General features: G+C 40.6%; 21 protein-coding genes. 7 read left to right on the top strand and 14 right to left on the bottom strand.

The annotated features are described in order from the left end of the window. Positions 1 to 12: 12 nt before the first annotated feature. The 11 genes from V1L65_RS09405 to V1L65_RS09355 form a co-directional block, all read right to left on the bottom strand. Positions 13 to 1,116, bottom strand: coding sequence for a sialidase family protein (locus V1L65_RS09405; protein WP_331698878.1), 1,104 nt, complete (start codon positions 1,114 to 1,116; stop codon positions 13 to 15). A 56-nt stretch (positions 1,117 to 1,172) separates the two neighbouring features. Beyond that, a complete protein-coding gene (locus V1L65_RS09400; protein ID WP_331698877.1) occupies positions 1,173 to 2,003 on the bottom strand; it encodes a carbohydrate ABC transporter permease in 831 nt (276 codons plus the stop codon). 61 nt (positions 2,004 to 2,064) lie between these two features. Further along, positions 2,065 to 2,883 carry an ABC transporter permease gene (locus V1L65_RS09395; protein WP_331698876.1) on the bottom strand — a complete coding sequence of 273 codons (819 nt, stop codon included), beginning with the start codon at positions 2,881 to 2,883 and terminating at the stop codon, positions 2,065 to 2,067. 212 nt (positions 2,884 to 3,095) lie between these two features. Continuing rightward, positions 3,096 to 4,667: an extracellular solute-binding protein gene (locus V1L65_RS09390; RefSeq protein WP_331698875.1), complete on the bottom strand. Its 1,572-nt coding sequence runs from the start codon at positions 4,665 to 4,667 to the stop codon at positions 3,096 to 3,098. A 292-nt stretch (positions 4,668 to 4,959) separates the two neighbouring features. Next, on the bottom strand, positions 4,960 to 7,368 hold the full coding sequence (locus V1L65_RS09385) for a helix-turn-helix domain-containing protein (RefSeq protein ID WP_331698874.1): 2,409 nt from the start codon (positions 7,366 to 7,368) through the stop codon (positions 4,960 to 4,962). Positions 7,369 to 7,611: 243 nt separating this feature from the next. Further along, positions 7,612 to 8,739 carry a trans-sulfuration enzyme family protein gene (locus tag V1L65_RS09380; protein WP_331698873.1) on the bottom strand — a complete coding sequence of 376 codons (1,128 nt, stop codon included), beginning with the start codon at positions 8,737 to 8,739 and terminating at the stop codon, positions 7,612 to 7,614. After that, positions 8,732 to 9,877, bottom strand: a complete 1,146-nt coding sequence (locus tag V1L65_RS09375; protein ID WP_331698872.1) for a hypothetical protein — start codon at positions 9,875 to 9,877, stop codon at positions 8,732 to 8,734. Before V1L65_RS09375 ends, V1L65_RS09380 begins: the two co-directional genes overlap by 8 nt. 54 nt (positions 9,878 to 9,931) lie before the next feature. Then, positions 9,932 to 10,954 carry a succinylglutamate desuccinylase/aspartoacylase family protein gene (locus V1L65_RS09370; protein ID WP_331698871.1) on the bottom strand — a complete coding sequence of 341 codons (1,023 nt, stop codon included), beginning with the start codon at positions 10,952 to 10,954 and terminating at the stop codon, positions 9,932 to 9,934. 12 nt (positions 10,955 to 10,966) lie between these two features. Beyond that, the gene (locus tag V1L65_RS09365) at positions 10,967 to 11,845 is read right to left on the bottom strand and encodes a dihydrodipicolinate synthase family protein (protein ID WP_331698870.1); all 879 of its coding nucleotides are present in this window, start codon (positions 11,843 to 11,845) and stop codon (positions 10,967 to 10,969) included. 42 nt (positions 11,846 to 11,887) lie between these two features. Continuing rightward, positions 11,888 to 12,619, bottom strand: a complete 732-nt coding sequence (locus tag V1L65_RS09360; protein WP_331698869.1) for an MBL fold metallo-hydrolase — start codon at positions 12,617 to 12,619, stop codon at positions 11,888 to 11,890. A 41-nt stretch (positions 12,620 to 12,660) separates the two neighbouring features. Further along, complete coding sequence (locus V1L65_RS09355; protein ID WP_331698868.1) at positions 12,661 to 13,686, bottom strand: Gfo/Idh/MocA family protein; 1,026 nt, start codon at positions 13,684 to 13,686, stop codon at positions 12,661 to 12,663. Between the two features lie 253 nt (positions 13,687 to 13,939). On the opposite strand from V1L65_RS09355, the gene V1L65_RS09350 reads away from it, so the two are divergent. Both V1L65_RS09350 and V1L65_RS09345 read left to right on the top strand, forming a co-directional pair. Further along, positions 13,940 to 15,037, top strand: coding sequence for a pyridoxal-phosphate dependent enzyme (locus V1L65_RS09350; RefSeq protein ID WP_331698867.1), 1,098 nt, complete (start codon positions 13,940 to 13,942; stop codon positions 15,035 to 15,037). A gap of 68 nt (positions 15,038 to 15,105) precedes the next feature. After that, the gene (locus V1L65_RS09345) at positions 15,106 to 15,792 is read left to right on the top strand and encodes a FadR/GntR family transcriptional regulator (protein ID WP_331698866.1); all 687 of its coding nucleotides are present in this window, start codon (positions 15,106 to 15,108) and stop codon (positions 15,790 to 15,792) included. Positions 15,793 to 17,096: 1,304 nt separating this feature from the next. Here V1L65_RS09345 and V1L65_RS09340 read toward each other — a convergent pair. The 3 genes from V1L65_RS09340 to V1L65_RS09330 form a co-directional block, all read right to left on the bottom strand. Continuing rightward, positions 17,097 to 17,573, bottom strand: coding sequence for a hypothetical protein (locus V1L65_RS09340; protein WP_331698865.1), 477 nt, complete (start codon positions 17,571 to 17,573; stop codon positions 17,097 to 17,099). Between the two features lie 109 nt (positions 17,574 to 17,682). Further along, the gene (locus V1L65_RS09335; RefSeq protein WP_331698864.1) at positions 17,683 to 18,315 is read right to left on the bottom strand and encodes a hypothetical protein; all 633 of its coding nucleotides are present in this window, start codon (positions 18,313 to 18,315) and stop codon (positions 17,683 to 17,685) included. 143 nt (positions 18,316 to 18,458) lie between these two features. Then, positions 18,459 to 19,907: a carbohydrate ABC transporter substrate-binding protein gene (locus V1L65_RS09330; protein ID WP_331698863.1), complete on the bottom strand. Its 1,449-nt coding sequence runs from the start codon at positions 19,905 to 19,907 to the stop codon at positions 18,459 to 18,461. A 361-nt stretch (positions 19,908 to 20,268) separates the two neighbouring features. Between V1L65_RS09330 and V1L65_RS09325 the strand changes: the two genes are divergently transcribed. The 5 genes from V1L65_RS09325 to V1L65_RS09305 all read left to right on the top strand — a co-directional run bounded on the left by V1L65_RS09325 (position 20,269) and on the right by V1L65_RS09305 (position 25,585). Next, on the top strand, positions 20,269 to 21,624 hold the full coding sequence (locus tag V1L65_RS09325; RefSeq protein ID WP_331698861.1) for a carbohydrate ABC transporter substrate-binding protein: 1,356 nt from the start codon (positions 20,269 to 20,271) through the stop codon (positions 21,622 to 21,624). Positions 21,625 to 21,742: 118 nt separating this feature from the next. Next, positions 21,743 to 22,633, top strand: a complete 891-nt coding sequence (locus V1L65_RS09320) for a carbohydrate ABC transporter permease (protein WP_331698860.1) — start codon at positions 21,743 to 21,745, stop codon at positions 22,631 to 22,633. Between the two features lie 11 nt (positions 22,634 to 22,644). Then, the gene (locus V1L65_RS09315) at positions 22,645 to 23,538 is read left to right on the top strand and encodes a carbohydrate ABC transporter permease (protein ID WP_331698859.1); all 894 of its coding nucleotides are present in this window, start codon (positions 22,645 to 22,647) and stop codon (positions 23,536 to 23,538) included. A 9-nt stretch (positions 23,539 to 23,547) separates the two neighbouring features. Next, the gene (locus tag V1L65_RS09310) at positions 23,548 to 23,703 is read left to right on the top strand and encodes a DUF6903 family protein (RefSeq protein ID WP_331698858.1); all 156 of its coding nucleotides are present in this window, start codon (positions 23,548 to 23,550) and stop codon (positions 23,701 to 23,703) included. Between the two features lie 139 nt (positions 23,704 to 23,842). Next, on the top strand, positions 23,843 to 25,585 hold the full coding sequence (locus tag V1L65_RS09305; protein ID WP_331698857.1) for a sensor histidine kinase: 1,743 nt from the start codon (positions 23,843 to 23,845) through the stop codon (positions 25,583 to 25,585). Positions 25,586 to 25,699 lie beyond the last annotated feature (114 nt).

Below are 25,699 nucleotides of genomic sequence, written 5' to 3'. Positions count from 1 at the left end.
ATAGTTATTTCATTACTCCGTATATATGTCACTAAGCAACACTTTTGTCATTTTCAAACGAGCCAAGCAAATGCCATCCTCTGGCTCTCCGGCGCAATAAGCAAGGAGTACAGCATCAGAGGTGAAGTGTATGGCCGTATAACAATAACCGCCATTATCCTCTTCCGTCTGTATGGCGAAATGATTCGTCCATGTTTTACCTTCATCCTGACTGATCGCACCTACGAGGGGCGCTCTTCCCCAAGAATGCTTTCCGATTTTCCGCAGCTGATAGTTTGGAATCGGGTTCCATACCGCAAGCAAATGTCCATTTGATGGATTACGCTTGACACTCAAGGGCGATACCGAGGATGTGAATTGTGAAGGAACAGCCTCAGACCATGTTTCTCCCCCATCGACTGAGAAGCTCTCATATTGTCTGCCAAGATCGGTTCTATGGTACATCCACAGTGCCCCGTTCTTCAACTCAATGATGCCAGGCTCCTGCAGACCGCTGCGGGTGTGAGGGACAGTGAGCGAGCAACTGTTAGTCGCTTCACGCCATGTCACCCCATCATCGTCGGAGATCATTACATATACCGTTCCTCGAGAATCAAAGGAACCCCACTTGATGGTATCCGTTGTACGCATTTTATGAAGTGCGGAAGGCACAAGTAGCCGACCAGATGACAATCGAACGACTCGATCGTTGTTAACAACGTAATATCCAAGTCCAGGCACGCAGCACACAGGTTCGCTCCAGGTAAGCCCCTCATCGCTAGAACGGAACAAATGCAGTCTAGCGTCATGCCATCCACGCCTAATTACGTAAAACAAGCCGATATCTCCGTTTTGCATGCGCAGCAAGGAGACGCTCATAATATTTAAAGCCTCATGACGATCTGGATGATCGATCACCCTTTCATCCTGCCAGGTTTCACCGCAATCAGTAGAAAATACTGCGACGATACAGGCCTTGGCATCGTCACTATGGGATTCTCCGATAAAGCGGCTGTACACGAACATGATTCGTCCGTCTTTTAAATCAAGAAAAGCGCCCTCGCTATTCCGCGGATTGTTCACCCCTGGTCTATAATCGAGTACAGGATAACCTTTCTTCTTTATATCGACCAACATATCAATACCCCTCTTTCTTAGTTTGGAACAGCATTCGCTTATGGTCTTAGCCCTTATTACCCTTTGACAGAACCAACCATTACCCCTTTAATGAAATGCTTCTGCAAAAACGGATATACGCAAATAATCGGAAGTGTCGTAATCATAATAATGGCACCTCTCAATGCTTGCGGAGTCGCTCTTTCCTCCATGTTGACCAAGAGGGAGGTGTCTAAATCCTGATTTGTCATCGTTAGTACAATTCTTCTCAGCAGAACTTGAACCGGCATCAAATCTGAATTTGTAATATAGATGGTTGCATCGAACCAAGCGTTCCAGTGATTAACTCCGTAGAAAAGTCCGATGGTCACAAGCATAGGCATACTGAGCGGCACAATTATACTGACGAGCACTCTGAATGGAGAAGCACCATCGATCGTTGCGGACTCCTCCAAGCTTTCAGGGATTTCCTGAAAGAAGCTCTTCATGATGAGAAAGTACCAAGCACTAATCAATGATGGAATGATCATGACCCAGAACGTATTAGTTAAATGAAGGAATTTCATTAATAAATACGTTGGCACAAGTCCACCGCTGAATAACATCGTAATAAATATGAGCGTAATGAAAACACTGCGGCCCGGAAGAGTCCTTCGGGAAACACCAAATGCCAGCATTGCAGTAAATAGAAGGTTCAGAGTTGTACCGATTATGACTCGCATAATCGTAATTCCATAAGCTTTATATAAGGTAGACCCTTGACTCAATAGTGTTTCATAGGCCGTAAAATCTATTTTCTCTGGGATGAGAATAAAGCTGCCCCGTCTAATCAACTCTTGTTCACCGACTAATGAGGTAGATAAAATAACAAAAAAGGGAATGATAAACAACAGAGCCAATACAGCCATTAAACTGTAGTTAAAATAATTAAAAATCCTTCCTCCTGCCGACTCCTTCAACCTGTATCACCTACCATATTCCTTCATGTCCTAACTTTTTAGCTAGTCTATTAGCCCCAATGACTAAAATCAGAGCAATAACTGCTTTAAATACCCCAACTGCCGCAGCGAATGAGTATTGGAGATCAAGCAATCCTTTACGATATACATAAGTATCAATAATATCGGCCACTTCATAAACTGGCGGAGAATAAAGGAGGAAAATTTGCTCAAAGCCTGCATCTAAAATATGACCTATCTGTAAGATAAATAAAATAACAACAATAAAGCTGATACTAGGAAGCGTAATGTTCCACATTTGCCTAAAGCGTCCTGCGCCGTCTACTTTCGCGGCCTCGTAAAGCTGCGGGTCTACGCCAGCAATTGCAGCGATGTATATGATACTGCTCCAGCCCACCTCTTTCCATATACCAGATGCCACTAGTACGGTGCGGAAAAACCTTGTATCTCCTAGGAACATAATCGGTTCCATGCCTAGTCGTTGCAATAAACCGTTGACAAAGCCTCCATCAGTCGTCAGCAAGACGGTCACCAGCCCTGCCAATACAACCATAGAAATAAAATGAGGCAAATAGGAAATCGTCTGTATTGTATTTTTAAAGTACTTATTTTTAATTTCATTTAATAACAATGCTAAAATAATTGGTGCCGGAAAACCAAATAGCAGCTTATATGCGCTAATCGTCAATGTGTTTCCTATAATATTCCAGAAGTAATATGAATTAATAAATGCTTTAAAATGCTTCAAGCCTACCCAGTCGGCGGAAAAAATACCACTCAAGCCATCAAACGGAGATATATCTTTAAATGCAATTATAATTCCATACATCGGTCCATACTGAAAAATGATAAAATAAAGCATTCCTGGGAGTATCAATAAAAAGTAGAGTTTATGTCTTTTGATGCGACCCCATATAGAGCTATTCAAATGCGAATCAACTCACTTCCATTAAGCTTCTCTTGTGTAGATTCTTACTAACTACAATGCCGCCTCTATAGGAATAGGGAAAGAGGCGACATTGCGGTAAATTAAAGTTTGTTCTATTGATTCTTCAAAGCGTTATATTCTTTCGTATACACTTCAATCCATTTGTTAATTCCAGCACTTTCAAGCTGGCTCAAGAAATTGGAATATTCGCTCAGCGGTCTTGCGCCCATAACAAACTTCGTAACCTCTTGTTCAATCATTCTTTCGATATCACTCAACGTAGGTACTTGTTCACCAATTTTTGCTTTGTCAAACAAATAGCTAACATCGAAGGTTCCTTCATATTTTACCTTTTCAGTTTCAGTCAAGTACTGTGCAAAGAATGGTCTAACCCATTGGTCATTACTTTTCGGATCCTCTTCGCGGAATTGTACCGTCATTGCAAAAGAGAAGCCTGTCATAAATTCGCCTTGATAATCCTGATTGATTCTGCGATAGACACCTTTTTCTTTGTCTGTCCACTCCCAATGCTTTCCTGGAATTCCCCAGAATGCAGTCAAGTAGTTTTCAACATCGGATAACAGCCAATCCAAATAACGTATAGCGCCTTCCGGATTTTTAGAATTCTTACTAATCATTGTACCGCTTTTGCCAACTGTTCCGACTAAACGCCCATAACCCTTAGGTCCTTGAATATCAGCGGTAACATATTCTGCATCCGGATCAATTTCCCTAATCATCGTTGTATTTGCCAAAGTACGAGAGTGCCATGTAGCAGCCACGCCTACACGATTGGACCTTACAAGCTCGATCACCTTCGTCGCATCAGTTGCAAAGGATTCACGATAAATATAGCCCTTCTTATACCAATCAGCCATAAGAGTGAGGAACTCCAGGTAACCTGGATGCTGAACAGTAGGTCTCACCTTGCCTTCTTCATCTATCCAGTTTCCGTAACCATTCTCCATGAATAGCCCAGACAGCACCGCATTCATTTCATTGAAGGAGGTAATCATCGGGATTGTCTCCCCGTTGCCTACCGGGTCCTTCTCCTTAAATGCTTTCATGACTGCTTCCAACTCTTCGAGATTCGTCGGTACACCAAGGCCTACTTCATCGAGCCAGTCCTTACGAATCGTTATTGCATTCCCTGCCATTGGCGGAGATACAGGCGTCGCCCATTGCTTTCCGTCTTTCTGCAGCGCTTCCCACGAAGCCTTGGACCAGCTTTCAGGCCATACGCCAGTAACGTTCGGCCCGTATTTCTCCAGCAATTCATTAAGAGGGTATGCCGCACCATTTGCTTGATGAAGATCCATAGAACCTGTGAAAATATCAAGCGGCTCGTTACCAGCAAGAAGCAAGTTCAGACGATCTGCTTCCGATCCCTTAGGTGGGACAATTTCAATAACCTCAACACCTGATTTCTCTTTAATATATTGGCGTACTTCTTCAAGAGCTTCTTTCTTGCTTAGATCAACAACATTACCAAGATGGCCATAGTTTGCATACACATACACTTTGCCGTAATCCTTCACACCATTATCTGCGTTGCTATCACTGCCTGTGTTTGTGCTGCCAGTGCTTGCTGTAGGCTTCGGTTCATTATTATTAGAGGAACAAGCCGCTAACAATGAGCCAAGCATGCATAATGTGAGTAATAGCAATCCGATTTTTTTTGACATACTAACCCTCCTAAATAGTGTATGACACATCCCTCCTGGGCGCTGAAGTAAGTTTAAAGCGCTTACATATTGGGCTCAGGGTAAGATTGCTTGATTCAAATTATAGGCTTTAAACGCTTCTATTGGATATGCCTCAATCTTTACAAACATATAAAAATTATGACTTTTTAGCGTTATTACGCGCTTTATGGCCATTCTTAAAAGCATAAAGGGAGATTTCCGGATGGAAATTTCCCCTTCATATATCATCACTCAACGTTGATCGAAGTAAGCTGTAAAAGATTGTTAAAGATTATCCCACTTCATTGTCCTCAAAATCATTTGCAAGCTGATTCGTAAGCTTGCGGTAGTCCCCAGGAGTCAATCCCGTATGCTCCTTGAACAGCTTAATAAAATAATTTGTTTTGTAATAACCCACCTGCTCCCCAATCTCCTTAATCTTGAGATTCGTTTGAGAAATAAGCTGTTTGCTCCGAGCAATTCGAACTTCTGTTAGAAATTCCAGGAAGGTTACACCCTGCTCATCTTTGAAGATACGGCTCAAGTAAGAAGGATTTAATCCTAATTGCTCAGCCACATTCTGGAGAGTCATCGTTTCACCACAGTTGTCGTCTATCATACGCAACACCTGTTCAATATGTCGATTTTTCTTGTCTCGGACAGCATGAACCAAATTATTAGACAGTTTCGTTATGAGCTCATCAAACCAGCTTGTAATTTCAAACCAGTTGTTCTTTTGATTGAGCGAATTGAACAGGTTCCCTTCTTCCTCCAACAGATCATTCAGATCAATCCGTATATCATTGGCCATCTTGACTAGTCTGTTCAGTAATTGAACTAACGCATGCTTAATTTGGTGATAGTAAACTTGCCCCTCATGTGATTTGATATCATGAATCATTTGATTCAAAATTTTCCTCGACTGAGTTAGATCACCGTTAATGAGAGCTTGAATCAATATTTCCTCTTTGTCTTTAGGGTAATTAAAAACAGGTGTCCCGGTCATGCGAACGTCCTCGATATAGACAACCTCGCATGAGCCCGCCATTCTCCGATACAAGAGTGCTTCCTTCGCCTGCTCATAGCTGTGCGGCAATTGCATAATGTCCTCGCAAAATTGTGCAATACCAACAGTACAAATGATGCCGAATTTCGATTCCACCGTATTAATAATAAGCTCTGCTAGCTTGAAGCCTTCCTGCAGTTCACTCTTTTCACCATTAAAGAGTACAATGATTTGATTTTCAACAATTTCCATTACGATATTAGGACGATCCGAAGGCAAGCTTTGCTCCACGTAATTAATCATGCGCAGCTTATTCAAGCTTTTGTCTTCTTCACCAGCGTTAAGATCATGGAAGCCCTCAATTAATATTAACCATACGTGAATTCCACAAAATTTAAGCTCAAGCTCAAAAAAAGCCATTTTCTCATTCATTTCATCCCTGCTCAAGCTATGGTCATGTAGTAAGGTGTATACAAATTTTTCCTGATTTGCGGGCAGGCTTTCTCTCAATTTCTGTTGCAGACTTTTACGGTCCTCCATAATTTCTTCAAGACTACCTCGAATCAAACGAAGTTCAGACCAATGCGAATCTGCTTTCTTGCCGCCAGACTCGAAATTATGATGAATAAAATCGAGCAAATGGCGAATTGGATTGTATATATTTCTAGTTGCCGCGAAGATCAACAATCCGATAGCCACGACAAGAATGGAGCAGGTTATTAGAATCATATCCCCGATCCTGGATACGGCAGCGTAGACCTCATCAAGGGATGTGATCGTAACAAACTTCCAGCCCAAGCTACTAGATGATTGTACGTTGATCAATACAGTTTCGCCACGAGCCACATACTCAATGGAACCCGCATTCCCCATTTTATCAATTTGTGTCAGCATAGCTTCATCCACAACCTCATGACGTGTTAGACCCTGGTCATTATCTTGCAGAAGCATCTTCCCGCTGGATGAAAGTACAAAAAAAGTATTGTCAGGTTTAAGTTCAAGCTTGCTGACGAATGCATGCGATAATGCTTCAACATCCAAATTCACAACAACATAATTGTTGCTTTTATCCAACATACGTGTGTTGGAAACAAACACCATTGGAATAACAGTTTTATAGCTATGATCTTTTGCCTTAGCAAGCCTTGGCTCCATTATCGTCGGAAAATATTGTATAGATTGAATATCCTTGTCCCAATCGAAATCGTAGAAGAGATTTTTTTGAAATTGCATCTTATCCGAGGTAAGTATCATTTCTTTATCACTGTCATACATATACACGGAATCAATATATTCGTTAGAACCTTTAAGCTTGCTTATCGTCTGAATTAACCGTTCCTTTGTTTGGATGTAAAAATAAAGTCCAGGTAAGTCCAATGAACGGTACTCTCCCGACAAGGACTCATAGTAATTTCCTCTAGGATAATTTTCAAATTCCTTTAATGCAGTATCAATGGATAGTTGTCGAAACTGATTGCTGATTTGCCCAATCATAAATTCCATTGTACTGGCAGTCTGCTGGATATGCTGCGAATTGGCAGCTAGAAGCTCTTCCTTCATTGAAGAACGAATATTTCGATCTAGGATCGTCCCGATGATAAGCAGCGGCAGTAAGGAAATAACAAGAAAAAATGAAATTAGCCTGATTAGCATTACGCGCTGCTTGGCTTTAGAAAGTAAGCGCTTACGGAACATAACATTCATCCTCCCATAAATAGTAATATCCCCTTATATAACAATATTATAGTGAACACAATATATCATTTCTATTTCATCAACGTCAAACCTTGTAACGCGGACAAAAAATGACTCCTGTAGAATACAGGAATCATCCATTAAGTTCGTAGGGTTTAACTCCAATTCAGCATATAGTTGGTATCAATCTTGAAAATAGCCTTTCTAGCGTAGCCTGGTTGTCCATTAGCACAGCCTGGGCCCTTAAATTCGTCTAAGTCCGCCATCTAAGTCATCCATTAATGTTTGAATATCCTCTAGTCCTACAGACATCCGTATAAGTCCAGTGCCTAATGGCAAGCCTGTTGCTTCAGAGAACAGCTCTTGTATAGGTATACCGCTGATCAAGCTTTCAAATCCGCCCCAGCTAGGTCCAATTTCATATAATTGAAGACCTCGAAGCATCGTATTAATCTGATCATAGGTCCGGTCAACGATAAAGCTCATGACTCCTGAATAACCAGAGAGCTGCTTCTTGCCAAGCTCATAATCAGGATGGCTTTTCAAGCCAGGGTACAGTACACGTGTCACCTTTGGATGCCCTTCCAGGAAATTAGCCATAATTAAAGCATTTTCTTGATGCTGCTTCATCCGTACTGGAAGTGTTCGCAAGCTGCGTATAAGCAGCCAAGCCTGATGCGGATCCATAATGGCCCCGAGCATCTCTCGTTCCCTAACACGAATAAGATCTATTCTAGATTTCTTACCCACAATAATGCCGCCTAATATGTCACTATGACCGCCTAAATATTTTGTTGCCGAATGGATAACTAAATCGATTCCATGCTTTAATGGATTTTGAAACAAAGGTGTCGACCAAGTATTATCTATCGCTGTTATGATGCCATGCTGCTGTGCAAGCTTTGCAATTTCAGTCAAGTCCTGCATAGAAAATATAAGCGAGGATGGACTTTCCAAATAAATAAGCTTTGTATTCGATTGAATAGCTGCTTCAAACTGATCTACAGTTCCCTTACTGATGTAGGTTACACTAATGCCAAATCGATTCATGTATTCATTCAATAATGCTCTTGTTCGCGGATACACGCTGCTTACACAAATTACATGATCATCCTTAGACAATGCATGCAAAATAGCAGCACTAATAGCAGCCATACCGGATGATAAACAAATTGCCGCTTCACCTTCCTCTAAAGCAGCGATTTTTTGTTCAGCAATTTCAATAGTTGGATTGGATGAACGTGTGTATATATAGCCATGATCCTTTGTTTTGTTCGTGAACAGAGTGTTTTGGAATATAGGAGGTACGATCGCCCCGTGAAAGCTATCGTAATCATCCCCATGATGAAGGCATATGTTATGTTTATCCATTACGCAAATCTATCGCTTTCCATAAATCTTTTACCTCTACATTTAACGCCTCGTGCAGGGCAACAGTATTCAAATTTGGATATGACGCTACAGTCTTCATCAGCTGCTTAACAACATCAAATGGCTTTGTCGGACAAGAATCAGTTTCACGATTCACATACTTATTGCTCCAATCCCACAGACGAATCCACACATTCATCTTCTTACCATGCTGAATACAATAATCTGCAAAATCTATTCCGATTTCATCAAGCCATTCCTTTGAATGATCATGAAAATCTTCACCTGCGCACATTGAGACTTCATCGACAAGATTATTTTCTACCCAATGCCGCCAATTATAATGAATTTTAGCATAAGGGTACATATTCATCGCTTCATGCTTTCCTTTACGCAGCCCTACAATCAGCGGGATGCCTTTAGCTTCCGTTCTAGCTTTGACAAGTGCAAGAAAATCAGTAAAGGACTCTCCACGAATGGCTGATAGTGCATCTGAATCAAAATCCTTTGTCAGAATATCAACGCCGAAGCGTTCTTTGTACTTACGTACCCACGGCTCATTAAAGCCATAGAAGTCCTCCTCTAATACAGGGAGGCTATGCTTAGCATGACTTCTCGTACATAAATACAAGCCATCAATATCATAAGATAGCACTTCTTCTATTTCCTTTAGACGATGCTCGACCACTTCAGGGTAATCATAACAAATGGCTCCTAGCATATGGTGCTTTCCATCACGGCTAATCCAGGTGTACTCTGGATGCTTAACAACAAATTGACTTTCGAGACCTACCGTATCCCCTTTTCGCATGTAATACTCGTCCATCAATGTAATCCATGCATACACCTTTAGGCCGTATTTGTGTGCCATTCGAGTTGCGACCTCAAGTGGGTCGAATTTCTCTAATATATTTCTAACTTTACTGCTGTCCACATTACTAGGACCCTCTTGGAACACATCCTCGGCTCGAACTTTACTTGGATAAAACAGCTTACCACAAATTGAAAGGCGCCAATGAATGATCTCAACACCATTTTCTTTGCATTTCTGCATAAACTCTTCAATTAAGGGCTCATCATAAGGCACATCACTCGAAACTACGTTGTCATAATAGTCCATATTCAATATAACGTTCATATTCATGCCTCACTTCTTTTTTCTATACGCCATTAGTAGGAAGCATTGTCCCTATCAAGCCCGCATTTCTTCTGGAAAGGCTTGTGTAATGGCACAAATTATGCCACCTTTATCGACTTTAGGCATTACGGTAATTCCAATCATGATTCCATCTTGAGGAGAAATCACTTTCTCCTTGATCTCACCAAATAAACCGTAAATGATACCTATCAAATCTCCAGCCTTTACCTCGTCAAGAAGCTTAACCGACGGGATAAAAAAGCCTTCTTCCTTACTCGTTAAAGATAAATCAAAATTCCCATGGCCATATAGCCTATACTTTATCGCTCGACTAGCTTCCTCCGACAACCAAGCCTCCGGCTCCCGCAGCATATCAAGATGATGAAGCAGTCGATAGGTACCTTTCCGATATTGCTGTTGTCCTTCTATACATACTCGGCGGCCACCTTCTGTCTCCGTATACAGCCATGGAATTCCTCTATCCGTAGCACGCGATACAGTTCGACCAGGTCCTACAGTTGAGTGTGCCCATATCGTATCCACTCCGAATGCTTCTGCAGCTGCTCTCGAGCGCCTTCCATGCTCATGTTCGTCATTGTGATAATAACCAACCAAGGTCGGCACGGATGCAATCATGCCGCCACTATGAAAGTCAAGCAGGAAATCTGCCTTAGCCAGCAGCGTTTGATCTAGATGCCATGCAAGTCGTTGTGTATAGGTCCCCTCTGGGTTTCCAGGAAATTCTCTTGCCAAATTACGTCCATCTAAAGGTGTTTCTCTGGATATTCCTTCGTACGATAGCTTATTCGTAATGGGCACCATCAGTACGGTTCCATTTATTTTTTCTGGAGTCAGCTCATTGCATAATTCAACGACAGTTTGAACCCCATCATATTCATCACCATGTACGGCTGCTAGTATAAGCAGTGTAGGGCCTGCTGAGGCTCCCTTTACTACTCGTAATGGAATCGTTCCTTCTACATCCTCAGCAGTTTCAAAGGTTAGCTGCCAGTTGCTGCACGACCCCAGAACGATCTGGTCTAGATTAAAATCCTTAACCGAAATGGTATTTGTCATCTTAGTCCTCCACTAAATTAGCTTCAATTGCTGCATAAACGCTTTCACTTTTTCTTGCTGCTCTGCGTTTAATGCAATAGTATAATCCGGAGCAAAGTTTCCTTCGAATCCCAGTAGGTTCATGGCATGTGTAAAGCCGCCAAAAACACCTACACTGACAAATAGATCACGAAGGCTCACAATATCATCCAATGCTTTAGACGCTGCTGCCATATCATGATTTGCCAGACTATCATACAGCTTCATATTTAATGGAGTTGTACAAGAAAACATACCGTCTAGCTGTCTATTCAGTCCAAACCCATAGGCGGTATCGAACACATCAAGTCCGCTGAATAAGATGGAGAATTGCGGATCAACCTCGCCCTTCTGACGCTCTAGCATTCTAGCTGTTGGCAAATCGCCTGTTTTGATACCTGCAATGTTGCGATGAGCCATTAACTGCATGGCCGTATCTACTGTAATTTTCGTTTTGGTTACACCTGGCAAATCATACAAATAGACAGGATATGGAGACTTATCAGCAATTTGTTCAAAAAAAGTTTTCACTTCTGCTTGATTCATTCCAAAGTAGAAAGGAGTAGTAGCCACCACACCGCTAACATTCAAGTCGTTAAGACTTTCAATACGGTTAAGCACCCTGCCAATCGAATTATCCATTACACCAACCATAACTGGCAATGCATCCTTCGCAGCTTTAATGGCAATGGAGGCAACCTTGACATATTGCGATTGCCTCACTTGAGCTTCAATTCCCATCGAACCCATAACTAGAAGACCTGATGCTTTACCACGAATTTGATCTTCCACGTGAAGGGTCAAGCTTGATTCAATCACATTGCCCATTTCGTCTTGCGGTGTCCCAAGTGCGGGATAAAATCCTTCTCTCATTTTTTTCTCTCCTTCAGAAGTTTAATTTGCATAATAAGTGATTTAAACGATGCTCCCTGGTATGATTCCAGCATCAAACAGTTTAATGGCTTGATGTAAAGTAGCGCCTCTATCTGCTCGAAGTGGTTCCCAATGACCAGGATACAGATCTGTTATTTGTAATTTAGACATCTTACGTATCGATTGCTCTAATTCAACTAAGGAAAAGCCAGCTGCTTGCTGTACTGCTATTTTCCCCCCTGCAAATATAACATCACTGCAAAATAATGCTTCAAGCTCAGGACAATACACACTTATTTGATCAAAGCTATGTCCCGGCGTCTCCAAAAACTGAATCGACAGCTCACCTAGCATAATTTGCTCACCATCACGAACGATCAAATCAGGTGTAATCGGTATAAAGTGATAATCTTTGGGATAAATTCCTTGCTCTTTGGCTGCCTTTAAGCCCATGGCACTCTCACCGATTTGAACAATGGATGCAGTACGCTGTGAACAGATAATCTTTGCTCCGGTGCGCAATCTTAGCTCGTGGGCACCACCAGAGTGATCGGCATGATTGTGAGTAACAACGATCCAATTGATGTCAGTTGCTTGATAGCCAAGCCTTTTCAAATTTGAAAGGATAGCTTCAACGCCCATGCCAGAGCCGCAATCGATAAGCATCCGTTCACTTCCGCCATCTATGAAATAAATATTGCAATCGTAAGCATCCGTCTCATTGAATCCAAGGGCGCCGCTTCCTACCAAATATACCTGCTCCGTTAGCCGCATATTTCACCCTTCTTTTCTCTATTTAATCTATCCTTATTCCGTCAGCTCAGCTTAATAGGAAGTCCCGTTTTGCTGGATTGAACTATCGCTTCCGCAACCTTTACTGCTTCAAGCGCATCATAAGGATTTAAAATAGAGGATGGTTTGTTTTGACGAATGCATTCATAAAAATGATTCATTTCATTATGTAAATCGCCATAATATTGACCGTACACTTCATTCCAGGAATAAGAGGCTGGAGCTGTAACAGCATCATCGACCCAAAACTCTAAGGATCGATCTGGCTCTTGAAAATGAATGGTTCCGCTATCTCCAACAATCTCCATACGAATATCCATCTCTGCCGGTGTGTTGTCTGGCATAAGCCAATTATTTTCAATGACACCTATAGTCCCATTCTCATACTTGAGCATTGACCATATTAGATCATGTTCGGAGTCAGAGTAAGAGGAAGAGCGAGCGAACACTTCCACTACACGTGATCCTGTAATCCAGTGCATCAGATCAATGTCATGAATACCTAATATATAGATAGGACTAGAACGGCGATAAATCGGAAAATACTTTTTAGGATTATTTCGTCTGGCATAAATAGAGCGCAGTGGGCCTAGTCGTCCTTCCGTGACCGCTCTCTTAATCTTCAATAAACGGGTATCAAATCTTCCTACATGCCCAACCATTAACAATCTATTGGCTTGTTCGGCAGTCTGCACCAGCTTTGCTGCTTCTTCATGCTCCAATGCCAATGGCTTCTCGACAAAAACATGACAACCCTTAGACAGCGCTTTCAAAACGGGCTCAACATGATACATTTCTGGCGTTAATACAATAACCGCATCCATGCTTTCATTGTCAAGCATAGCATTCCAATCCAAGTACCCTTTGCAATTCCATTGTTCAACTACTTCATTCACTTGATCCTTGTTAAGATCAGCAACCGCTACTAGCTTTACATCTGTTTGCTGACTTAAGCATATGAGGTGGTATCTCGAGAATCTACCTAACCCGATTATGCCTAGACGTATAACTTGTCTAGCCTCTACCACCGTTTGATCGTTGGCCTGCATCACCTTATCACCTACCTACATGAAGTCTTAATGTTAATTGGCACGCAATATTGGTATTACCAAAATGGTATTACCAATTTGAATATAGCATTTTACTCAGGTCTTGGTCAATATACTTATTTTTAAAAAAAGGATTGACTGCCGGATAAGAGATCAAGTACATTGAAATTGGTAATACCAATTACCTTTGTCTCTTATTCACGCTCATATTTTCATGATGATAATCATTACTCTACGAAAGGAAGAAATCATAATGTCTAGCATGGGATCACAAGGCATTTGGAAATATGCGCAATACTTGCCAAGCGTTGCCGAGGAGAACAGAATAACGTTGGGGGAGGGGCATACTCCTCTCATTCCAAGTGTATCAATTGGAAAAGAGTTGGGATTGACTAACCTATATTTTAAGCTAGAATCACTAAATCCGACTGGCTCCTATAAAGATCGAATTTCTGCTCTCGCTCTGTCGCTTGCCAAGCAGGCAGGTAAAACGGCTTGCATCGGTACTACCTCAGGTAACGCAGGTGCATCCCTTGCCGCTTATGCAGCAAGAGCCGGACTTCCTTATTATGTTTATGTGCAAGAAAATATCATTCCTGCAAAGCTAGAGCAAATTGTCGTTCACCAGGCCAAAGTATTTAAGGTAAAGGGCATGGGATATAGCCCGGAGATCGGAACAAAGGTATTTGAGATGGTAAGAGAAAAGGCAGAGCGTAACAATTGGGAGCCTGCTATTACTGCCTTCGCTTATGCGCCTAAAGCTATGGAGGCCGTTAAAACCATTGCTTGGGATATTCAAAAGAAGCTTGGCTTCACACCCGATGCTGTATTCTCACCTGTTGGCGGTGGTGGTCTATTCAGCGGCATATACTATGGATTTCGAGACTTGCTTCTTCGTAATTCCGCCGACAAGCTTCCACGTATGGTCGCTTGTCAATCAGCTGGTTGTTCAAATTTAGTTCGTGGCTATAATGAAGGCTTGGGTCGACCTGCTTCAGGATCCTCAACCTCGCTCATCTCCGGCATTCAAGTACCGAGTCCACCAGATGCAAGTATTGCATTTGAGGCTCTCCGTGAAAGTAATGGCTTTGGTGAGGTAATTGAAGATACATTAACCTGGAAGTGGCAGGAAGAACTCGCTGCCAAGGAAGGCATTTATGCTGAGCCTGCCGGTGCTATCGCTCTTGCTAGTGTGGTTCAAGCCATGAAAGCAGGCAAATTAAATCCGCATGACAAAATCGTTTGTATCGTTAGCGGAGCTGGGTACAAGGATGTAGATCGACAGCATAACATGGTTGCTCCTTTCATGGATCTGCCACTTCATGATCTGGAGCAGCTTTTGAATGAATAGATGTGCAGTACAGCATAATTTTGCTACAATAGACTGAAAACGTTTATTGAGGAGGAAGCAAAGCCACAGTGGAGCATTTGAATAAGGAAGACGTTACCTCTCTCTCTCGCATTGTGAGTGATAGAATTAAAGAATATATTGTGACCCATAAGTTAGAGCCAGGTGATCGCCTACCAACTGAAAGAAATCTAGCTGAAACTTTAGCTGTAAGCAGACCTGTCATACGCGAAGCACTTAGTCATTTGGAAACCTTGGGGCTGATTGATAAGAAACAAGGCAAAGGGCTTTTCATTAAAGAACAAAATATGTCACGCTTATTTCAAGAAATGATGTTTATTACAAGAGGGGATCAAGAAAAGTTTACACAGTTACTTGAGTTTCGCACCGCGCTTGAGCAAGCTGCTGTCCTTCAAGCTATGGAGAAGATTACCAGCTCAGAGCTCGAAGCATTAACTGCTATTATTGATCAAGCAGAGAAAGAGGAAGCCTACAAGGAGTTCATCCAGCTCGATCTACAATTTCACCGAATGATTGTAAGCCTTTCTTCCAATCATTATTTATTAAATTTAACAGAGGTTATTGATAATTATTTCACCTTACTGGATACATCTAAAAAGAACGAGATCGTGTCTGAAGAGGTCAAGAAAAAAACGCTTGAAGGGCACCGTCAGCTTGTCGAACTACTGCAAAATCGTGATCGTATCGCAGCTCTTGACCTCTTGAATGAGCATTTGCTGCACAAAACAAACAAGTAATGCTATCTCCTAAGTTTGCTTGCAGGGTTTCCCTCTCCTTTCGAATTGAAAAAAGGGGCTGTCCAATAAGTCACCAAAATAAAAAGGTTGGACGGAAATTTAAAATGTACCCAATAAGATGACCTTTTTCAAGTGTCCATCTTATTGGGTACATTTTATTTGATTACGCATAAAAAACCGTCTTTTTTTGAATGTTGGTGTGGTAACTTTCATTCTACAAAAAAAGACGGTTTTTTTATGCCTTTTTAGCATTCAAAAAACGGGGCGTCCAGTGGTCAGTTTTTACTGATTTTCGGACAGCCCCGACTTCAGCGGTTCCACATTTTTATTACTAACTCACAGTTTTTTTACTGATTCCAGACTTTTTTATCATCTAACAACCTTTTTATTGTCAGGTGATATAAAACTGTGGAACCAATTTTGTTGATTTTACTGGGTTTGCCGCGGTACGTGATAAAGATGAAAAAAAGAAAGTGTGGTACCACCAGAAATTACCATGAAAAGAAAGTTGGGAACCACCTATTTGATTTTTTTCTATATTCTTAATAAAACTATTCCACTCCAAAATCTCCTGCTCAAAAAGAGCACTCTTCATGTAGCCTATGTCAATAACTACCACTATTCAGAATCATTATGTAAATTGATGTTCATCTCGCAGCCTCTGAAAGATGCGCACCCCCGTATGCCGCTGTTTACGAGGGAGCAGCCGATCTTCCTCTAGCCATGTGTCGACGATGTCCAAAGGTCTTCAGATTCACGTAAAAATTTGATATATTGTTGTTGAGGCATTTTCAGCATCCTTTCAAGTCTCCTTCGTCTGGTCTTCGCAACCCTACGATAGGAGGGATTTGGGATACTGGCAAGTGCCTTTTTTGCACTTTACTTGAGCATTTTTACGCTGCAATCTTCGGCACTTTTATTATGCAATAAACACTCCGTCATTTCTTTCACAATATTCACATCAAGTATCCCTTCGTTTTAAAGCTATATATCACCAAGTCGTACTGAGCAGCAGTCTTCTTTTCTCGATTGAGCTATCAAACCCATTAGCTAATGCAATGTATCTGAATCAAGGTGTCTGGTACAATTATAAAGTTCACATTCCCACCGTGATTTGAATTTTAGGACAGTAATCGAAGTACTCCTCTTGCGATAATCGACTCCTCATCTTCGATTCCTAACAACAGCGCCGTAGATATTCACCTCGTTGTTCACCACGTATGCAAACGACTTCGTAATATCCACTCCATAAATCAGGCGATCAGCAATTGATTTATGTTCTTACTAACGAATTATCAAAATTCCTATTCAATTTTTATACAGTAATTCATTCTCAAACTCTTTAATGCTTCTAAGTCTGATATTTTTAATTCTGATAATTTCAATTTTATTTCTTTAATATCTTGAGGACCATCCCCGAACCATATAGACCAAATTTCAAGTCCATCTTTATTATTTAGCCTTTTTAAATAATCATAGAGTTGTTCTTTCCATATTCCATCATCTGAGTTGCCCTCTAACCAATAAATAATATCTTTTTGTATATATTCTTCCAAACCATAAGGGGGATTGGTACAAATAGCTATCTTAAGATGATGCATTTTTGTAGAATCCATGATTAGGATTACTAATTCATCATCTTTATCATCTAATTGATCTCGAATAGATTTTGAAGATTCCTTATTTAATTTTTTGTAGTCTCCATACTTCATTCTCTTTGCACCAGTTAAATCTATCTCAGGTAATAAACTATTAGAAACTATAAATGAATACTTACTCATGTTTCCCCTCATTCCTATAACGTCTTATTTAAGAACTTAATAAATAGTTCCATGTTTAGGGATTCGCTAATCTTTTGTACTAACTTGCTCATTAGCACTAAAAATGTAATTAGTTCTCTTTCTCTACTTTAATCTTAAGCAATAATACAGTTTTATCTTCATTTATCATCTGTGTTATTTGATTTATATCTTGGTAATCGTACGTTCTTATCGAATTTCCCGACTGGCGGTAAACTCCAAGCACTTTCGTTTCACCTGATTCTAAAGCCACCTCTTCGTCCCCGATTGCAAAACCCCAAGTTGTTGCCCCTATGCCTTCTAATATATTTCCCACTGTTTGTGGTGGTACGGACACCCCTGAAGAATACAAAAAGAACGAAACATCATCATCTGATTGGGGATTAATAATACCAAACCCAATCGGACCCTCTACAACTTTATTTGTGGGATGTAAACCATACGAAAGTTCTTTTAATCGAAAAGGGTCAGTTTCTTCTCCGTTTTTATAGCCTTCAACCCAAAGAGTTACCCAACTTTTATCGGCTTCCGTTAATTTCAAATTAAAATCATATAAAACTCCAAGGTGTAAATCACTAAATGTTTTTGCATACTGGGAATTTTTCACTGTCGAAATGTAAGCTATCTTCTTTCCACTATTAGGTTCACTACTGCAACCCGCTAAAAAAATCAGAAATACAAACAATTTTACGATCGAACATGATCTGGTTTGATATCTTTTCACTATCATCGCCTCCAATGCAAAGCTATTGTACCATAAATATCCAAATTGATTAATTATTTTACATAAAAATAGACGCTTCCCCACCGCTTTTAACGTGGTTTGGAAGCGTACTGTACGTTCATCACACACTTGCTTGCTCTTTCTTATTTTTGAAGATCCATTGTCTTGCTTTGAATCTCTGCGAATGTTTTCTCAACACGTTCGACCCATTCTTCCGTTGTCATTTTTCCGGTCATGATAGGCGTCATCACATCTTTGAACAGGTCTGTCCTAATATCTATTTTCATATTTTTGGGTAATGTATTCCAATCCTGCAAAATAGCAGTTGCTCCATCATAAGCGCTGAACATCCCATATGCATCAGCTGTCAAATAAGGCTTGGAAAGTTCTTTTGCCCCCTTTAGCGCATACGCTCCATTAGACTTTTGGGCAAACAACTTTACAGAATCATCGGTGTACAAAAACTTTAAAAAAAGCTTTGCCAGCTCTGGATTTTTAGCCCTTGCAGGGATCGAAAATTGCTCGTAACTAGACAGAATATAACGCTGATCCCCTTTATTGAAAACAGGTACGGGAATCATACCAAATTCAAATCCTTCTTCTCTAGGAAAATCTTTCATTTCGTACTCCATCCAAGAACCATTAACAACAAATAACGCTTTACCTAACATCATGTCTGATTGTGCTTGAATATGATGACGGGTAACCGTTCCTTCCAATAAATAACCGCCAGATCCAATTTTAGAAAATATATCAAGAACTTTCTTAACCTCATTTGTGTTAAAAGACCCCGGTTCATATGAAAAAATTTTCTTCAAGTGATCAATGCCGGTTGAGTTGGCTAATGCAGGGTACATAATTTCTTCCAAATATTCAGGGTATATGCCCTGATAAGTGAACAACGCTCTCTTCGTTTTTGTACCGTTATCATTAACCAAGTAATTTTGTTCTTTCTTTAACTCCTCATCCAATGCAAAAAATTGTTCCCAAGTCTCAGGCAACTCCCATCCTTTCTCACGGAATAAATTTTTATTGTAAATCAGACCCATTGGTCCTGCATTGAACGGTGCCAAGTAAATTCGCCCATCCTGATAAGGAGTAAATCTTGTGCTTTCCAGCATGCCCGGAAGAATCAAATCCTTTAGCAACTGATCTTTATCCAATGCCTTACTTTCAAACACATCGCTTATTTCCATAAGTCCTCTTTCCTTCACAAGCGAGCTAATCATTCTGCTTTGTTCAGTATCCGTAATAGCCAAAAAATCCGGCGGATTGCCAGCAACAATTTGAGGTCTGATTATATCCGCAATTCTAGGACTAATCGTTATGTTTACTTTAACTCCCGGATAAGCTTCTTCAAATAGCTCAACGATTTCTTTCCAATACTCAGGGCCGTAAGCTCCTTGGAATACAGCAATATTCAGCTCTTTATTCTGAAAACTTTTTTCAACGTAATCCGAACGATCATGATATTCAATATCTGCAGGATCGGGAGTTGTCTCACGTTCATGCCAAAAAGCATTGTTAGTGCGTAGAATAATAATTATGCTTAATATTAAAATTACGATAATCAAGCTTATAAGCTTCTTCATGATTCCCACCTCTTATCCTGCCTAAAAGCCTACATCTTTTTACCCTTAATAGACTAACATTATAGAAAAATTATAGCATTGTACATGAATTTATCTAACTAATCCATGCACGATTTTATCCAAATACATCAGATTATCAATCTATATTCCATTATTCATTCATTAATTTCTCACAAAAAACAAAGCAATTAAAGCTCTTATAGATTATTCATGCATGTTGATGACCTATCTTATCGATATCAACCCGACCTATTGAAAACAGCTGTTCTTCTTCGATATTGTTAATTTGCGAACAGTGATGGCTGTTATAGTACTACCATAAACCCGTTCGCTCGTAAATTCAATCGGGAGGATATTAGACATGAAAAAAAAGAAAATATTAAGTCTTACACTTGCTGTCTCACTCGCTTTAGGACTTACTGCTTGCGGCGGTAAAACTGAAAACGGATCCAAAGAAAGCCCTAACAGCAGTGAAACACCCGTTACAGAAACACGTACTTTAAAATTTGCTGCATTGGAAACAGCTTACGGAGCAGACGTATGGAAAGACGTTGCAGCCTCCTTCGAGAAAAAAGTGCCTGGTGTTAAAGTAGATTTAACGATTGACAAGAACATCGAAGATGTTATCGGACCCAGTATGAAATCCGGTGATTTTCCTGACGTGATCCATCTGGCAGTCGGACAGCCGAAAGGGTTAACAGAAACGTTCGTGAAAGACAACAACATGACGGATCTGACCGATGTCCTTTCCATGACGATACCTGGTGAACAATCTACTGTGAAAGATAAATTGATTCCTGGCTTTACAGAAACAACTATTACTAATCCATACAACGATGGAAAAACATATTTATTGCCAATGTTCTACAGCCCAACAGGTCTTTTCTATAACGCAGGCTTGTTCCAGGAAAAAAACTGGGAAGTGCCAACAACATGGGATGAAATGTGGGAATTAGGAGACAAGGCCAAAGCTGAGGGCATTGCATTGTTCTCCTATCCAACTACAGGTTATTTTGATGCTTTCTTCTACGCTATGCTTAATGAAGTAGGCGGTGCTGAATTCTTCACTAAAGCAATGAACTATTCTGAAGGAATCTGGCAGACGCCAGAGGCTTCCAAAGCATTTGACATTATTGCCAAACTTGCGACTTACACTGAAAAAACTGTTCCTGCAAATGCCAACAAAGATAACTTTAATAAAAACCAGCAGCTTATTTTAGATAACAAAGCATTGTTTATGCCTAACGGCACATGGGTAGTTGGCGAGATGAGCAAAGCGCCTCGGGCTGAAGGTTTCCAATGGGGCTTCACTGCACTTCCTGCCGTTGATAAAGGCGGCGATCGTTATTCCTACACATTCTTTGAGCAAATTTGGGTGCCTGCAAAAGCAAAAAATGCAGATTTGGCTAAGCAATTCCTAGCTTATCTCTATTCCGATGAAGCTGGAGAAATCTTTGCAAAAGCTGGTGCAATTCAACCAATCAAGAGCATGTCCAGCAAGCTGGACGGCGATAACAAGCTATTCTACAGCGTCTATGACAATGGCGCCAAAGCAGCAATGGGCGCATTTGCTACAACAGATCCCGTTGAAGGGGTAAGCATCTCTGATACCGTGTTTGGTACAATCGATTCGCTTGTAACTGGTGCTAAGTCACAACAAGATTGGGTAGAAGCCATTACTAAGGCAAGCGACGCCCTTCGTCCAGCTCTTAAGTAATATTGCTTAACCGAAAGGTGCTTCGGGCTGTACTGATTTATTATTAACTTAATAGTTAATGGTACTGTGGCTAGCGAAACCTGGCCACAGTTATTTTATCTTGGAAGGAGATCGGCTCATGGCGTTCAATAAGGGAAGAAGCCGGTTCATATTTTTTTGTCTGACACCTGCTGTCATTCTGTTCATTATCTTTTTAATCATTCCCACTATTGATGTATTCCGCATGTCTTTGTACAAATGGGGAGGTTATACCGATAATAAAACGTTTGTCGGCTTTAGCAACTTTATCAAGCTGTTTCAAAGTGACAAATTTTATCAAGTGTTCCAAAACAGCATATTGTTGATTACTCTCGTTACAATAGTAACCTTTGTGTTTGCTCTGGTATTTGCCTCCGTGCTTACCCGCGGCAAACTGAAAGGCAAAGACTTCTTTCGCATTATTTTCTATATCCCGAACATTTTATCTGTTGTCGTTATAAGTGCCATTTTCTCCGCTATTTATGATCCAAACAATGGACTTTTAAATGCTTTTCTAAACTTATTTCGCAGTGATAATAATCCGATACTTTGGCTTGGAGATCAAAAAATCGTTATATTCAGTCTCGCTGGCGCAATGATCTGGCAGGCAGTCGGTTACTATATGGTGATGTATATGGCCAGTATGGCCAACATTCCTGAGAGCTTGTATGAATCTGCTGATCTTGAGGGAGCATCGCCAACCCATCAATTCTTTACTATTACCATTCCACTCATATGGACAAATATTCGTACGACACTTACGTTTTTTATTATAAGTACAATCAATATGAGCTTCTTGTTTGTTACTGCTATGACAAGCGGCGGGCCGGACGGGGCGACAGAAGTATTCCTGAGCTATATGTATAAGGAAGCCTATACTAACTCCTCATACGGCTATGGAATGGCCATTGGCGTAGTCGTATTTATATTCTCGTTTGCCCTTGCAGGCATTTTGAATGCCGCTACCAAACGTGAGAACTTGGAGTATTAAGGGGGAGCGATATGGACACAAGCATTAATAAGAAACAAAAAAACGGCGGAAGCATATACAAGGTCATCTCATACCTGATTTTGAGCATACTGGCAGTCGTTATCATTATTCCTGTTTTTTGGGCGTTTATTGCCTCCATTAAACAAGATTCCGAGTTCTACGGCAATCCATGGGCAATGCCAGCAGGCATTTATCTTCAGAACTTTGCAGATGCTTGGCTTAAAGCAAAAATGGGCGATTACATGCTTAACTCCGTTCTTTTGACAGCCATGGCCATTGGCTTACTGCTCGTAATAGCTTTGCCTGCCGCCTATGTGTTGGCCCGTTACAAGTTTAAGGGAAGCGCTTTTTGGAACACTTTATTTATGGCGGGTTTATTCATCAACATGAACTATATCGTCGTGCCCATATTTTTAATGCTGAACAATGGAGACAAGGCCGCCAGAAGCTTGCTTGGACAGCCGATCTTTCTGAATAATCTATTTATGTTGGCGTTAGTCTATACAGCAATGGCTTTGCCGTTTACCGTTTATTTGCTTTCAGGTTACTTCAAATCGTTGTCAAAAGAGTACGAAGAAGCTGCCTCGGTTGACGGGGCGGGTTATTTTAGAACGATGGTTCAAGTCATTATGCCTATGGCCAAGCCAGCTATAGTGACCATCATTTTATTCAATTTCCTGTCATTCTGGAATGAATATATTATTTCTATGACGCTGCTTACCAAACCAGATTTAAAAACATTGCCGGTTGGCTTAATGAATTTGATGGCTGCTCAGAAATCAGCGGTAGAATATGGACAGCTGTATGCTGGTCTGGTGCTTGTCATGTTGCCTACTCTAATCCTGTATATTTTAGTGCAAAAGAAACTGACCCAAGGTATGACAATGGGTGGTTTGAAAGGATAAGGTGCTGCTATGAGTAAATTGCTATATTCTGTTATGTTTATCGCTGGCTTGGCGCTTGTTATTTTGGGACAGAAAAATATAGGTCCGTCAGGTCTCATGACTATGCTGCTCGGCATGGTTCTCCTAATTAGCCTTCTCTGGCTGTATAATCGCAAATATCAATAACATTGTCATACCAAAACGGAATCGTCAGAAACCGCTGATGATTCCGTTTTATTCGTTCCATTTGATTTCCTGTATTTCAATATGGCATTGTATAAGCTGTATGTTAAAATTATTTTAACAAATACAAGGAGCAAAACTTATGCTGCGCAAATTTAAAATTCAGCACCGATTAGTCGGAACTTTCCTTATCGTTTCTGTTATCCCTATCCTCTTTCTCGGATACTATTCCTATAAGCTTTATTCTGAATCCATTAGCGAGAAACTGAGTAAATCAACCTTTCAAGCTATTACACTGGTTAATAAAAACTTGCTCGCCGAGCTGCAAAATTATCAATATTTGAGCGGTTCAATTTCAACCAGCGAATTTGTTCAAGAAAATTTGTCCAATGGACACAATGGACAAAATATGAGTGAAAAAACTAAAGAAGCTGCGATGGATGCCATATTTCGGACGATATTTCCGTCTCATGTCATAAACGTCAGCATATTTGATAAGGATCGCAACCTTTTTTATGAGTTAGGATTTGAGGCCATAAGCACGCAATCACTGAACAAAGCCATCGAAGATGTGGACAACTATGCCCCTTATGATGGATTAACCTATATTAAAACGATTCGATCGTATGACACGATTGCTCTGGGACGAAAAATATATGATGAGAATAACAGTTCAGAGCAGCTTGGCTATGCTTTCGTATTCATTGGAAGCGACCTGTTTTCAAAAAACATTTTGTCACGGGTTGATCTCGGCACTGGCTCCAAGCTCATTATAATGGGACGCGACGGAACCGTGATGTCTGCCAGCGACAAGCAGATTTCACTAGGGGAGCAATATACGGATTCCAAACTAATTTCATTGATCAAAGAACAGCAAAAGCAAGGCATTCAATCCTTCTCTGGTCAAATCAACCATACAGATCAACAGATTTCTTATATTTATAATGAACAAATCGGATGGTATCTGATTTCGTTGATGCCCTTTTCCTATATCAACTCCGAAACAAGCAAAATCACCGTCAGTATGGCACTTATCAGCCTGTTGATTATCGTCATTTGTATTACGATCATCTACTTTATGAACAACAGTATTGTCAAGCCAATAAAGAGAATCATTGCATTCAGCAATCAAATATCGAACGGAGAATTTTCCATTCGCATACAGGATGATAATGATGATGAAATGGGCGTGCTCTCCCGCAAAATCAATAGCATGGTTAACGAATTTGAACAACTGATGGTTACTCAAAAAATTGATCAGAAACGAAAGCGGGAATTAGAACTGCAAATGCTGCAGTCTCAAATTAATCCCCACTTCCTATTCAATACACTCTCTACGTTGCGCTGGCTGGCAGTCATTAATCAGGTACCGGTACTAATAAACGGAATCGGCTCATTATCCGAGTTATTGCGCAGCACAATCCTGGATAACAACGAGGAAATTACGATCGAGCAAGAACTCCAAAATCTGTCCCACTACTTTGAAATTCAAAAAATTCGTTATGCAGACAGATTCCATGTAGAATATGACATTAACAACGAGCTGCTCCATTGTCTGATCCCCAAGTTGATCCTGCAGCCAGTAGCTGAAAATGCCATTATTCACGGCCTGTCCGATCAAGGCAAACCTTTAGAAATTATGATTAAGGTGCAGCAAGTCAACCATCTCATCCAGATTGAAATAACGGATAACGGCAAAGGGTTTGATACAAGTAAACCCCATCAATCCGATAACAAAAATAAATTGTCAGGCATAGGCATAACTAACGTTAATGAGCGGATCAAACTCCATTATGGGGAAAAATACGGATTATTTATTTCAAGCGAAGTTGGTGAAGGCACTTGTTGTAAAATCATTATTCCTATCAAAAAAAGCACCCTATAAACGCGTACTTTGCAGATCTCCCCTATGTATATAGATTATATTATTTAATTTATAGATTATCTTATCATAATCTTAAAGCAGCAAGAGTTATTTTCAATGCTTGTGATACTATAA

Origin of the sequence: Paenibacillus sp. IITD108 (genome assembly GCF_036541265.1) — a bacterium.
Taxonomy (GTDB): domain Bacteria; phylum Bacillota; class Bacilli; order Paenibacillales; family Paenibacillaceae; genus Pristimantibacillus.
The sequence above is the reverse complement of the archived record's forward strand: the minus strand, read 5'-3'. Positions and strand labels throughout refer to the sequence as shown.